Origin of the sequence: Marimonas lutisalis (assembly GCF_005434965.1) — a bacterium.
Taxonomy (GTDB): Bacteria; Pseudomonadota; Alphaproteobacteria; order Rhodobacterales; family Rhodobacteraceae; genus Marimonas_A; species Marimonas_A lutisalis.
The window spans coordinates 124,059-137,781 of the sequence record NZ_SKCI01000006.1 but is presented as its reverse complement, the minus strand read 5'-3'; the positions used below and the strand labels follow the sequence as shown (position 1 = coordinate 137,781).

Sequence of the window (13,723 nt, the reverse complement as noted above, 5' to 3'; positions counted from 1 at the left end):
CCGCTCGAAAACAACTGGACTACCCGCGAAGACCACGCATCACTGGTCTCATGCCCGAACCGTTCGGGCTCTTCCCGGTACCGAGGAACGGCCTTCCGCCCCCCATGACCGAGGAAAACAAACATGTCCAAAGCGAAGCAAACCAAGGCAGCGCAACTCCGCACCCTGCTTAAAAGCCCCTCCGGCTCAGACATCCAGACCATCTGCACCGCCATGGGCTGGCAGGCCCATTCCGCCCGCGCCTCGCTCAGCACCCTGCGCAAAAACGGTTGCACCGTCGAGCGCTGTGTCCCGGAGGCCGGCGGGGCGGCCACCTACCACCTGGTTACGGAACCCAAGGTGCAGGCATGACGGTCATGCCGGACGTCCGCGACATCGGGCACATGGATCGCCCTGCATTGCTTGCGCTCTGGCAGGACCTCTTCGGCCGCCCTGCCCCGCGTAGGCTGAGCCAGCCCTTCCTGCGCCGCTTCCTGGCTTTCGAGTCGCAGTCCCGCCGTTTCGGCGGGCTGCCCCGCGAGGTCCGTGCCGCGCTTGAGAAAGAACCCGATGTCGCGCGCAGGCCGGAGAGTCCTGCCCTGAAGCCCGGGGCCCGCCTGTTGCGCGAGTGGAACGGTGTCACCCATGTCGTCGATGTCACCGATGGGGGCTATGTCTGGAAGGGCCAGGCCTATCGGTCGCTCTCGGCGATTGCCCGAGCCATCACCGGGGCACACTGGTCCGGTCCGCGGTTCTTCGGGCTCGGCGGAAAGTCCGCTCGATGAGCCAACGCCCGAAGATCCGCTGCGCCATCTATACCCGCAAATCCTCCGAGGACGGGCTGGAGCAGGACTTCAACTCGCTCGACGCCCAGCACGAGGCCTGTTCCGCCTATATCGCCAGCCAGAAACACGAGGGCTGGAAGCTCCTGCCCGCGCGGTATGACGATGGCGGCATCTCCGGAGGTACGCTCGACCGCCCTGCCCTCCAACGCCTGCTCGAAGACATTGAAGCAGGGCGGGTCGACATGGTCGTGGTCTACAAGATCGACCGCCTGACCCGGTCGCTGGCCGACTTCGCCAGGCTGGTCGAGGCGCTTGAGGCGGCAAGTTGCTCTTTCGTCTCTGTGACCCAGGCTTTCAACACCTCATCGTCCATGGGGCGTCTTACCCTCAACGTCCTGCTGTCCTTCGCCCAATTCGAACGTGAAGTGACGGCCGAGCGCATCCGGGACAAGATCGCTGCCTCCAAGAAGAAGGGGCTCTGGATGGGCGGCACGGTCCCGCTCGGCTATGATCAGCACCCCGATCCGCAAACCCGCACGCTGGTGGTGAACCCGGAAGAAGCCACCCGGGTCCGGCGTTTCTTCACCCTCTATGCAGAACTTGGTTGCCTGCGCCGGGTCGAAGCAGCCGCCGCCGCCGAAGGGCTGCGCTCGAAGCGTCATCCCCGCGCCGATGGCAGCGTGACCGGCGACCGGGCTCTCTCCCGCGGCCAGATCTATTACCTGCTGCGCAACCCCGTCTATCTCGGAAAGATCCGTCACAAGGACAAGGTCTGGCCAGGACAGCACCCGGCCATTATTGATGAGGGCCTCTGGACCCATGTTCAGAATAGGCTTCAGCACGCAGCAACACGGTCCCGTTCCCGCGCGGGTGATCAGACCACCGGATCGGACGCCCGGGCCTGGCTCACCGGCAAGCTGCAGGACGAGACCGGCGACCGGCTGACGCCGACCCACACTACGCGCCGCGGGCGCCGATTGCGCTACTATGTCTCGAACCGCTTGATCTCCGGCGGCACCGATCCCGCCGGATGGCGGCTGCCCGCTCCGTCGCTGGAGACCACGGTTGCCGACCTTCTCACCGCCCATCTCGAACGCGCCGCGCAGGCGCATCGGATCCTCGCAAACCCGGACGCGACCAGCCTGCCGGCAATCGAAACTGCGGTCGCCGATCTGGTCAGCCGCCTGCGAGCCACCGGCGGCCACGCCTGCGCCGCCCTGATTGCATCGGGCACCATCTGCCGCGGCGAGATCGGCATCGAGCTCGACACAACCGGCCTCGCCGCCGCGCTCCGCGTCGGCGCAAAGGATCTCGCCCCGTCCCTGTCGACGATCACCTCGCCGTTTGAGATTCGCCGCCGCGGCGTAGAGGCAAAGATCGTGGCAGGCTCCTTCCGACCCGCGCCCGATACAACTCTGCGCGCCATGCTGATCCGGGCGCATGGCTGGGTCCGGGCCCTGAAGTCCGGCACCCCTCTCACCGACATTGCCCGCCGCGAAGGCCTGCCCGATGCCTTCATCCGCACCCGGGCGCAGATCGCGTTCCTCTCGCCTAATATCCAGGCCGCCATACTCGACGGAACCCAGCCACCCGATCTCACCCTGACCCGGCTCGTCACCACCACCCTCCCGATCGACTGGTCGGAGCAGGAGCGCATGCTGGGCTTCTGAATGGCCAAACCCACCTGTCCCTGATACGGCAAAACCGGTCCCTGATCCGTCGCGTATCATTCCCTGTTCGGCAGATTCTGTTCCCTGTTCCGTCGCTTAGGGAAATCAAACTTCAAGGCATTGAAATTACTGCGGTATTGCGTGCCATTTCCGGGCGTTTTCAGCGAAAATCGCAAAAATACCCTGTAAATCGGCCCCGAACAGGGAAAACCGCCCCCCAAACCGAACCGACCAAAACCCCGAACTGAGACTTCGGTAAACATCATGGCGGGAACCGTGATTGCAGTGCGTCTCACGACCTACAGCCCAAAGCTAACCCGCGGAAAAGGCGAGGGAATTCCGGGGCAAAACGGACAAGGGAATTGAGACAGGTGTGGGTGGCGGTGGAAACGACCCCGGCGACCAACTCTCTCCCGTGCAGGTTTCCACCGCGCGGGATCGCTTCGAAATCCTGCGCACTGTTGAGGGACAAAACTCTCGACCGCCTGACGACTGATCAGGTGACGGTATCGCCAGGTTCCTCGCGGCTCAGCTGCCGTACCGCTTCGAGAAGTTCCTCGACCGCTTCCTCGGCAGCGGCGAGCTTGATGGCAACCATCAGATCCTCCCGCCCCGCCATGGCCAAGAGCGTGGCGAGCACCTCGTCGGAGTGGCGCGCCAGCGCGATCAGGTGAGCACCGCTCGGACCGTAGGTACCCGAGAACCAGTTCTTCACCGTCTTCTCGTTGGCCCCTGTCCAGGCAGCCACGGTCTTAACGCCCGCCCGACTATCTCCAAGCGACCGTTTCAAAGCAGCCGCGATTTCTTCGACGAAGCCGCCATTCGCGGGCTGCTCCGCTTTTCCATTATATCCGTTTTCCCTTGGAAAGAACTTGCCCTTTTTCGGAAACGACATTCCACCCTCCTTCGCTTTACATGGACGCGAAGAATTCAGCCGTTGATTCCGACGGGAGCGATGGATTTGCCTGGAATAATGAGGAGATACGCATGTGAGCGGTCGTTGGGCGACCCATTCCGATAAACACGAGGTGCAGCCTGAAAAGGATGTGCCAGCCGTAGCTTATGTGCGGATGTCGACCGATCACCAAAGGTACTCCACCGAGAACCAACTTGATGTCATTCGCAGCTATGCCGAGGCTCGTGGCCTGACCATTCTACGCACGTTTGAGGACTCCGGCCGGTCGGGATTACGACTCGACGGCCGCGAGGCACTGCAAAACCTGATGGCCGAGGTTCAATCCGGTCACGCCGATTTCAAGGCGATCCTTGTCTATGACGTCAGCCGCTGGGGCCGGTTTCAGGATGCCGATGAGGGCGCATACCATGAGCACGTCTGTTCCCGCGCCGGGATCAGGGTCCATTACTGCGGCGAGCAGTTCGAGAACGATGGCAGCATCGGCTCTAACCTTCTGAAGACCGTCAAGCGCGTCATGGCCGGCGAATACAGCCGCGAGCTTTCGGTGAAGGTTTTTGCGGGGCAATGCCGCCTGGTGGAGCTTGGATATCGCCAAGGCGGCGCGGCCGGATACGGGCTGCGGCGCGTGTTGATCGACGAGCACGGCAACCCGAAGGGTGAGCTGTCGCGCGGCGAGCAGAAGAGCCTGCAGACCGACCGCGTGATCCTGGTCCCCGGCCCCGAGGAGGAACAGCGGGTCGTCCAACGCATGTACGAGATGTTCGTCAATGAGGGGCGGCCCGAGCGCGAGATCGCGGAGGTCCTGAACGCCGAAGGTCACCGCACCGATCTCGACCGACGGTGGACCCGGGCGACTGTCCATCAGGTGCTGACCAACGAAAAATACATCGGCAACAACGTCTTCAACAAGGTGTCGTTCAAGCTGAAGCAGCGCCGCGTCGTGAACCCGCGGGACATGTGGATCCGGGCCGAAGGCGCCTATCCGGCCATCGTTGACAAGGCGCTGTTCTTGCGCGCGCGGGAAATCGTGGATGCGCGCAGCCGCCATTTCTCGGACGAGGAGCTGCTAGATGCCCTGCGGGCGATCTTGAAGCGACAGGGCCAGCTGTCCGGCCTGATCATCGATGAAGAGAACGATCTGCCCTCGTCCAGCGCCTATCGCAGCCGGTTTGGCAGCCTGCTGCGCGCCTATCGCCTTATCGGCTATGAGCCAGAGCGAGATTACCGCTACATCGAGATCAACAAGGCGCTGCGCGCGGCCCACCCCCAAGTCGTTGAGAAAATCATCGAGGGCGTGGCCACCCAAGGTGGTCGCGTTGTGCAGGCCCCCGACACGCAACTGCTGCGCGTGAATGACGAATTCACGGTGTCGGTCGTTCTGGCCCGCTGCCAGGCGACGGCTGCTGGCTCCTTGCGCTGGCACATCCGGCTCGACACCGGCCTGGTTCCGGACATCACGATTGCCGTGCGGATGAACGAAACCAACGACGCGCCGCGCGATTTCTACCTGCTCCCTAGCATCGACATGACAGACGCGCGGCTGAAGATGGCCGAGCAGAACGGCCTGTGGCTCGATGCCTATCGGACTGAAACACTTGACGATTTCTACGTCCTCGCCGGGCGGGCGAAGGTGACGGAGGTGGCATGATGGCCAAAAGCGCGGAAGAAACTCAACAGACGGAAGTCACCTTGGTCCCGACCGACCGTATTCGGGTTCTCAATCCACGGGTCCGAAACCCCAGGACGTTTGCGGATATGGTGGAAAACATCGCCAAGATCGGCTTGAAGCGCCCGATCACCGTCACTCGTCGCGCCGAAACAGGCCCACAGGAATATGATCTCGTCTGCGGCCAAGGACGGCTCGAGGCCTTCATTCAACTGAAGCAGAAAACCATCCCGGCCATTATCATCGATGCCGATGAGTCCGACTGCCTGGTGATGAGCCTCGTTGAGAATTGCGCACGTCGCCAGCATCGGCCGATCGATCTGATGCGGGAAATCGGCACGCTCCGCGAGCGCGGCTACAACGACCGGCAAATCGGCGACAAGATCGGCGTCTCGCCGGACTATGTGGGCATGATCGCTGGCCTCTTGGAGCGCGGCGAAGAGCGGCTGGTAACGGCCGTCGAGACGGGTCTGCTCCCCCTGAACCTCGCCATCGACATATCGAAAACCGATGCCGAAGGAGCGCAGCGTGCGCTGATGGATGCCTATACACAGAAGAAACTGCGAGGGAAGAAACTCGCGGCGGCCCGGCGCCTGATCGAACAGCGTGAGGCACGCGGGAAAAAGATGCACCCGAAAGCGTACGGACGCGACAGTCGAAACCGGCGACCTCTGACGAGCGAAGCGTTGGTGCGCGCCTATCAGAAGGAAGCGGACCGCCAGAAGCTTCTGATCAAGAAAGCGGAACTGACGCAGGGGCGGCTGCTGTTCATCTGCCAGGCATTCCGGACCCTCCTCGAGGACGACCATTTCGTGACGCTGCTGCGCGCGGAAGGCCTGGAGACCATGCCCAGCTACCTGCAGGACTCCCTCACCGAGGGGGCAGCGCCATGACCAAGAAGATTCAGCTCGGCTTCGAGAACGATTGCGTCACGATCCCGGTGGCGGACATCCTGCCGGTCAGGGTGCTGAGCAAGTCCATTAAGTCCAGCCGGAAATACACCCAGATCACTGCGTCGATCCGCGAGATCGGTTTGGTCGAGCCGCCGGTGGTCGCGCGAAACGGGGATGCCAGCGGCAGCTGGCTGCTGCTCGACGGACATGTCCGGATCGAAGTCCTGAAGGATATGGGTCAGGAACAGGTCGAATGCCTCGTGTCGACCGACGACGAGGCATTCACCTACAACAAGCGCATCAGCCGTATCGCGCCCATTCAGGAGCACCGGATGATCCTGAAAGCGATCGAGCGCGGTGTCTCGGAGGAGAAGATCGCGGCGGCGCTGGATCTCAACCCGCGCAGCATCCAGCGCAAGGTCAAGCTGCTCGACGGCATTTGCCCCGAAGCCGTGGCGATCCTGAAGGACAAGGCGTGTACCGCGGCCGTGTTCACCACGCTGCGCAAGATGATCCCCTTGCGCCAGATCGAAGCCGCCGAGCTCATGGTGAACGCCAACAACTACTCCGTGGCCTACATCTCGGCGATCCTCGCCGGAACACCGCAGGCGCAGCTGGTCGAGGCGAACAAGCCCAAACGCATCAACGGCGTCACACCGCAGGCGGTCGCCCGGATGGAAAAGGAGCTTGCCCGACTTCAGGAAGGGATCACACAGATCCAGGACACCTACGGCCAAGACCACCTCCAGCTGACTGTGCTCCGTGGCTACGTCGGCAAGCTCCTCGGGAACGTGCGCGTAGTGCGGTATCTGATGCTGACGCGCCCTGAGTTCCTTTCCGAGTTTCAGACCATCGCCGAGATGGAGTCGGTCGTGCCGGCCGAGGCCGAATAACCCGACACTGCAAACTAGATGGGGACCCGGACCCGATAAGCGCGGGGACCGCGGGAGACGCCGGACTGTGGGCCGGATCGAGCGCGGCGGTGGGGATGGCGGCGAACCCGCTCGGAGCCCACCAGGCCGGCTCGAGTTTTCGCCGGCCGGGCGGCCGCAAAAGCGGTGGCGATATTCGCAGGCGTGCCGAGGAAGAGCGGGCTCGGCACGCCTGCTTCGTCGCAAGCGGGCCGGTCCTATTCATTCGAGCAAACCCCCGAAACATCGTAGGATTTCGATTGAACCCGACACGACTCCCCGCTAGCGTGCAGTCAGCACAAAAAATGGGCGCGTACATAAATCATGCGCGCCGAGTCGGGAGTGCGAAGTGGATAACGGCAAGTCGGAGCTTCGTTGGGGGGTCGCACAGCGCCTCGAGTTCATCGAGTTCCGATTGTTTTGGGATGGGCATGTGAACCGCAGCGATTTGATGGAGCAGTTTGGACTATCGGTGAACCAAGCGTCCGCCGACCTGAACCGCTATATCGGTCTGGCTCCGGACAACATGGTCTACGACAAGAGTGCGCGGACGTACGTCCGAGGTCCCGATTATGCTGCTCAGTTCCTGAAACCAGATGCTAGCCGCTACCTAGCACAGCTTCGATCTCTGGCTGACGGTCTCATGGACAGCGACGACGCATGGATTGCTGAACTACCAGCCTATGACGCCGCGCCCACTCCGGCCCGTGGTGTGAACCCGGTGACACTGCGATCTGTTGTCGGTGCGATCCGCAGAGCCGAGGCTATCGAGGTCAAGTATCAGTCCCTCTCGCGACCCGAGCCAAGCTGGCGTTGGATCGCGCCCCACGCCATCGGATTCGATGGCTTTCGATGGCACACCCGGGCCTTCTGTAAAACTGACGAGGCTTTCAAGGACTTCTTGCTTTCGCGCATCATCAAGACGCGCGGAGTAGAAGCCAGCGGAGCCACGGATGCAGCCGATGCGGATTGGCAAGAGCACGTCACGCTTGAGATTGCTCCCCACCCCGAACTCTCCGAAACCCAGAAGAAGGTGATCGCGCTCGACTATGGAATGCGCGGTGGCAGGGTGAAAATCAAAGTTCGACGCGCTCTCCTCTACTATGCTCTGAAACGTCTCGGACTCGATACAGAGCCCTCGGCACGTAGGCCGCAAGACCAACAGATCGTGCTTCTCAACCGGGAGGCCATTAATGCAGATCATCGATAACACCTCCAACCTTCTCGGCGATGACCTAAAGGATTCTCTTGGCAAAGGGGCCCGGTTGCGGATCGCTGCCTCCTGCTTCTCGATCTACGCCTTCGAGGCTCTGAAGTCCGAACTCGCAAAAGTCGACGGCCTACAGTTTGTTTTCACAGCACCAACATTCGTACCGACCGAGGTGGCGGACCGCCTGCGAAAGGAACGCCGGGAATTCTTCATTCCCAAGGCACAACGAGAAAGCGGGCTTTATGGCACGGAGTTCGAGATCCAGCTGCGCAATAAACTCACGCAACGCGCAGTGGCTCGGGAATGCGCAGATTGGATCCGCAAGAAAGCCAGTTTCCGCTCCAACACGACGAAGGCGCCGATGCAGCAGTTGATGCATGTTTCCGGGCCTAACGGCGATGTAGCCTACATGCCCATCAGCGGCTTCACAGCCGTAGATCTCGGGTACCAGAAGGGCGATGCTGTATCCAACTTCGTTACACGCTTCGATGATCCAGCGCACGCAAAGACGTATCTTCAGCTCTTCGATCAGATCTGGTCGGACCCGGACAAAGTGAAGGATGTAACAGCCGCAATCTGCGAGCACATTGAGTCTGTCTATCAGGAGAATTCTCCTGAGCGCATCTACTTCATGATGCTCTACAACATATTCCACGACTTCCTCGATGAGGTCGATGAAGATGTCCTGCCGAATGATCTCACGGGTTATCAAGAGAGCCTGGTCTGGAACAAGCTCTTCAACTACCAGAAGGACGCTGCGACAGGAATCATCAACAAGCTCGAGACCTACAACGGGTGCATTCTCGCGGACTCGGTCGGACTCGGTAAAACCTTCACCGCCCTGGCAGTCGTCAAATATTATGAACTGCGGAACCGTTCAGTACTCGTTCTCTGCCCCAAAAAGCTCGCGGACAACTGGCGGAACTATAACACGAACCTGACGACAAACATTTTCGCAAAAGACAGATTCAACTACGATGTCCTTTGCCATACAGATCTGTCCCGCACTGCAGGCGAGTCTTTCGGCATCCCCCTCAATCGCGTGAACTGGGGCAACTACGACTTGGTCGTGATCGACGAGTCCCACAACTTCCGCAATAACGATGTCTACAAGGACCGCGAGACCCGTTACCAGAAGCTGATGAACAAGGTGATCCGTGCTGGCGTGAAAACCAAGGTCCTTATGCTTTCCGCAACCCCAGTGAACAACCGATTCACGGACCTTCGTAACCAGCTTGCTCTTGCTTACGAAGGGCAGTCCGAAGCGCTTAGCAAGAACCTGAAAACTCAGGCCAGCGTTGAAGAGATCTTCCGACGGGCCCAGAAGGCCTTCAATGAATGGTCTTCCCTTCCGCCAGAGGAAAGAACGGCCGCGTCGATCCTGAAGGCGCTCGACTTCGACTTCTTTGAACTCCTCGACGCCGTCACCATAGCTCGATCACGAAAGCATATTGAGACGTTCTACGACACGAAGGATATCGGGAAGTTTCCCGAACGGCGGAAGCCGCTTTCGTTCCACCGCCCGATTACCGAGCGGACCGATGTGATGGGGTTTAACGACATCTTCACCCAGCTTTCGGTGCTGAGGCTCGCGGTCTACGCCCCGATCAGCTACATCCTGCCCAGCCGTCTGAGGAAGTATGAGGAGATTTACGACACGCAGGTCGAGGGTGGACGCGGCAAACTTAGGCAGGCCGATCGTGAGCGCAGCCTGCAGGCCCTGATGACAACCAACCTGCTGAAGCGGCTGGAGAGCTCGGTGGCTGCATTCCGCCTTACGCTTCGATCACTCGGCGGCAACATCTCGCGCACACTCGATGCCATCGATGAATTCGAGAAGACGGGCCGCAGTGATAGCGTCAGTGATCACCTCGCGGAAATGAGTGACTTCGACCCGGAGGACGATGACCTCTCCGGTCTCGACGAATTCACTGTCGGGAAGAAGGTTCAGATCAGTCTCGCTGACATGGACCTGCCGTCCTGGAAACACGATCTCGCAGCCGACCTTGTTCTCATCGAGGACCTAATCACTTCGATGGAAAAAGTGAAACCGTCTGACGACGCCAAGCTTCAGCACCTGCTCTCCTTAATTGGGAAGAAAATTGATGAGCCGCTGAACCCCGGAAACAAGAAGGTTCTCGTCTTCACAGCCTTCGCAGACACCGCCAATTACCTCTACGACAACCTTGCGCCCTTCGCACAGCAACTCGGGCTGCATGTCGGCAAGGTCACGGGGTCGGATGCCCCAAAGACCACTCTTAAGAAGTCCTACGACTTCCAGAGCGTCCTGACGCTATTCTCTCCACGCTCGAAGGAGAAGGACATCGTTCTACCTAACGAGCCCGGCGAGCTGGACATCCTCATCGGCACCGACTGCATTTCGGAGGGGCAAAACCTTCAGGACTGCGACTTCCTAGTAAACTACGACATCCACTGGAACCCGGTCCGCATCATCCAGCGGTTCGGTCGGATTGATCGTATCGGCTCGCCAAACACTCAGATCCAGCTGGCCAACTACTGGCCGGACATTTCGCTAGACGCGTATATCAATCTCAAGGAGCGCGTCGAAAACCGGATGGTGATCACTGACATCACTGCCACCGGTGAAGACAACGTGCTATCGGCCAAGTCCAGCGACATTGCTTACCGCAAAAAGCAGTTGCAGCGGCTACAGGAAGAGGTGATCGAGCTTGAGGACGTGAAGACCGGCATCTCGATCACCGATCTCGGCCTCAATGAATTTCGGATGGACTTGCTCAATTACGTCAAAAAGCATGGTGAGCTCGACACGGTACCGTTCGGCTTACATGCCGTCGTGCCAGCGCAATCGGACCTCGGCCTGCAACCGGGCGTCATTTTCGCACTTAAGAACATCCACGACAGCATCAACCTCAACCAGCAGAACCGGCTGCATCCCTACTACCTTGTCTACATCGGCGATGATGGTGAGATCGTCGCTGACCATACCGAAGTGAAGCGCTTGCTCGATCTGATACGCACCAGTTGCAAAGGGCGGAGCGAGCCGGTCCCTGAAGTATGCCGCATCTTCAATGACCGCACGAACGATGGGCGCGACATGGAGCGCTACTCCGACCTGCTCAGCCAGGCTATCCGCTCGATGATTGAGGTGAAGGAAGAAAAGGACATCGACAGCCTCTTCAGCGGCGGTCAGACTACGGCGCTGACCCATACCATCAAGGGGCTGGACGACTTCGAGCTGATCGGCTTCCTGGTGATCGAGGGAGGCAGCGGGTGACACTCTACGACTGGCCCCGCGCCGCCGCTTTCGGGCGCGTGATCCCCAAGAATAAGATTTACGAACATTCCAGTGCGAATACTGCGCTCAAGGACCTCTTCGTGCGCGACGTCGATCGGATTATCTGGTCCCACAAACTATCACCGGAGACGTTGAGGCTAGAGCCCAGCAAGAAAGTCCCGGAGATCCAAGTGTTCCGCATCATCGTGCGGACCGCAACGCTGGACCACCACGTGTTGCGGGCCATCGACAAGGCCATTCCCTTCCCGTTGATTTTTGAACTGGTCCATGCCAGCCGGGTCAAAATGACAGCGGCCTACAAACGGCCAAGCGAAGCAGATAGCGCCCGTTGGGTCGTCGGTGACTATTTCGAAGGAGATTGGCAGCCTGAGGAGACGTCGCGGTCGCCGCTTCCCGTGGCGCTAAATATGGGGACGCTCTACGAACAGCTGCTGGAGCCGTTGGTGGAGGCGCAGACGGCGCGGCTGGTCCCCAGTTCTGGAGAAGCGTCACAAGCTCCCCGCTCCCCCGCTAAGCCCGAGAGCCCCGTCTCATTGGAAGAGCGGATAGCCCAGGCGGAAGCGATCAAGGTGCAGACGCGCGAGGTTGGTCGGATCAAGACGCGGCTGGCACGCGAGAAGCAATTCAACAAGCGCGTAGCGATCAACGCAGAACTACGCGAAGCAAAAATGGAATTGGAACGGCTGACCGGGGCGGCGGCCTCGATGACCAAGCCGCGTGAATAATGGGACGATGAGCATGGAAAAAATGAAACTGCACAGCCCCGACCTAAGTCAGGACAACATCGCCAAGATCCGCGATTTGTTTCCGGGGTGCGTATCGGAGGCTGCGGATGAAAGAGGCAAGCTGCGGCTAGCAGTGGACTTTGATCAGCTGCGCCAAGAGCTGAGCGACGATCTCGTAGAAGGTGGGCAGGAGAGGTATCGGCTCGATTGGCCGGGAAAGCGAGAAGCTCTGGCACTTGCGAACGCGCCCATCGCCAAAACGCTGCGCCCTGCACGCGAGGAAAGCGTGAATTTCGACACCACACAGAACCTGTTCATTGAAGGCGACAACCTTGACGCACTGAAGTTGCTGCAGGAGACCTATCTGGGCAAGATCAAGATGATCTACATCGACCCGCCGTATAACACGGGGAATGACTTCATCTATGAAGATGATTTTGTAGAAAGTTCAACCGAGTTTCTGGAGCGGTCAAACCAGAAGGATGATCAAGGTAATCGGATGGTCGCGAATACGTCAGCGAATGGTCGATTTCACTCTGACTGGTTGAGTATGATGTATCCGCGATTGTATTTGGCTCGAAACCTGCTCCGCGATGATGGCGTAATTTTCATCACCATTGACGATCACGAAGAATCGAATCTCACGCTACTCTGCGATCAGATTTTTGGTCGGGAGAATTTTCGTGCCAAAGTTTCATGGCAAAAAAAGTATTCTGTGAGCAACAACTTCAAGGGCGTGGCCTCGATCAGAGACTTCGTCCTGATTTATTCAAAGAGCGACGCGTTTCAAAATGGACTGCTTCCTCGTTCTGAAGAATCAAAAGCTCGGTACATTAATCCAGATAATGATCCAAGAGGGCCTTGGAAGCCGGTCGACTACTGGAATGTTGCCTCTGTGGAGGCAAGACCCAATCTTGTTTACGAAATCGTAAATCCAAATACAGGAAAAAAATTGCTCCCCGAGAAGAAGGCTTGGAAGTTTTCTAAGGAGGTTCATGACGAACATGTCAAGGAAAACAAGATTTGGTGGGGAAAGAACGGCGACAACAAAGTTCCCGCCTTGAAGCTTTTTTTGACAGATGTAAAGGACGGGATGATTCCACATAACTGGTGGCCACATGACGAGGCGGGTCACACGGATGAAGCCAAGAAATACGTCGATAAACTGTTTGGTGGCTCTTCACCATTCGACACACCCAAACCTCTGAAATTATTGGAGCGAATAATTCAGATCGCCGGGGTTCAATCGAGTGATCTGGTGCTGGATTTCTTTGCTGGTTCAGGCACCACTGCCGAGGCAGTTACACGATTTTCAGGGAATAACGGCACCCATCTCAAATATATCATGATGCAGCTGCCCGAATTGTGTCCCAAGAATTCAGAGGCTGCCAAGCAGGGCTTTGAAAGAATTTCAGATGTCGGCAAGGAACGCATACGCCGCGCGGGGCAAAAAATGCTTGAAGGGGAGTGTCATCCCGGCTGGAACAAGGACGTCGGCTTCCGCGTCCTGAAAACCGACACGTCGAACATGGAAGACGTTTATTACCGTCCTGACGAAGTTAAGCAGGCCGACCTTCTCACCGCTGTCGACAACGTCAAACCTGACCGGACAGCCGAAGACCTACTCTTCCAGGTTCTTGTGGACTGGGGCGTCGACCTGACGCTGCCCATCCGCAGCGAGACCGTGCAGG

General features: G+C 59.1%; 11 protein-coding genes. 10 read left to right on the top strand and 1 reads right to left on the bottom strand.

What is annotated here, in order from left to right; translation table 11 throughout:
* Positions 1–123: 123 nt before the first annotated feature.
* The 3 genes from E0501_RS20150 to E0501_RS20140 are packed head-to-tail and all read left to right on the top strand — an operon-like array spanning position 124 to position 2,434.
* A complete protein-coding gene (locus tag E0501_RS20150) occupies positions 124–351 on the top strand; it encodes a DUF3489 domain-containing protein (protein WP_137703206.1) in 228 nt (75 codons plus the stop codon).
* Positions 348–764, top strand: coding sequence for a DUF2924 domain-containing protein (locus E0501_RS20145; protein WP_235857925.1), 417 nt, complete (start codon positions 348–350; stop codon positions 762–764). Before E0501_RS20150 ends, E0501_RS20145 begins: the two co-directional genes overlap by 4 nt.
* Positions 761–2,434 (top strand): recombinase family protein, encoded by a 1,674-nt coding sequence (locus E0501_RS20140; RefSeq protein WP_137703205.1) that lies wholly within the window; start codon positions 761–763, stop codon positions 2,432–2,434. Before E0501_RS20145 ends, E0501_RS20140 begins: the two co-directional genes overlap by 4 nt.
* 496 nt (positions 2,435–2,930) lie before the next feature.
* Here the strand turns inward: E0501_RS20140 and E0501_RS20135 are convergent, their stop codons facing one another.
* Positions 2,931–3,329 carry a hypothetical protein gene (locus tag E0501_RS20135; protein ID WP_137703204.1) on the bottom strand — a complete coding sequence of 133 codons (399 nt, stop codon included), beginning with the start codon at positions 3,327–3,329 and terminating at the stop codon, positions 2,931–2,933.
* Positions 3,330–3,480: 151 nt separating this feature from the next.
* Here E0501_RS20135 and E0501_RS20130 point away from each other — a divergent pair, with 151 nt between their 5' ends.
* The 7 genes from E0501_RS20130 to E0501_RS21395 all read left to right on the top strand — a co-directional run.
* Positions 3,481–4,998 carry a recombinase family protein gene (locus E0501_RS20130; RefSeq protein ID WP_137703215.1) on the top strand — a complete coding sequence of 506 codons (1,518 nt, stop codon included), beginning with the start codon at positions 3,481–3,483 and terminating at the stop codon, positions 4,996–4,998.
* Complete coding sequence (locus tag E0501_RS20125; RefSeq protein WP_407943477.1) at positions 4,995–5,909, top strand: plasmid partitioning protein RepB C-terminal domain-containing protein; 915 nt, start codon at positions 4,995–4,997, stop codon at positions 5,907–5,909. Before E0501_RS20130 ends, E0501_RS20125 begins: the two co-directional genes overlap by 4 nt.
* Positions 5,906–6,802 carry a plasmid partitioning protein RepB C-terminal domain-containing protein gene (locus E0501_RS20120; RefSeq protein ID WP_137703202.1) on the top strand — a complete coding sequence of 299 codons (897 nt, stop codon included), beginning with the start codon at positions 5,906–5,908 and terminating at the stop codon, positions 6,800–6,802. The genes E0501_RS20125 and E0501_RS20120 overlap by 4 nt, the downstream gene beginning before the upstream one ends.
* A 367-nt stretch (positions 6,803–7,169) precedes the next feature.
* A complete protein-coding gene (locus E0501_RS20115; RefSeq protein ID WP_137703201.1) occupies positions 7,170–8,030 on the top strand; it encodes a WYL domain-containing protein in 861 nt (286 codons plus the stop codon).
* Positions 8,014–11,286 (top strand): helicase-related protein, encoded by a 3,273-nt coding sequence (locus E0501_RS20110; protein WP_137703200.1) that lies wholly within the window; start codon positions 8,014–8,016, stop codon positions 11,284–11,286. Before E0501_RS20115 ends, E0501_RS20110 begins: the two co-directional genes overlap by 17 nt.
* Positions 11,283–12,032 (top strand): DUF4391 domain-containing protein, encoded by a 750-nt coding sequence (locus E0501_RS20105; protein WP_137703199.1) that lies wholly within the window; start codon positions 11,283–11,285, stop codon positions 12,030–12,032. The genes E0501_RS20110 and E0501_RS20105 overlap by 4 nt, the downstream gene beginning before the upstream one ends.
* Positions 12,033–12,045: 13 nt before the next feature.
* Positions 12,046–13,723, top strand: a 1,678-nt coding sequence (locus E0501_RS21395; RefSeq protein ID WP_205123526.1) for a site-specific DNA-methyltransferase, incomplete at its 3' end; no start/stop codon positions are given.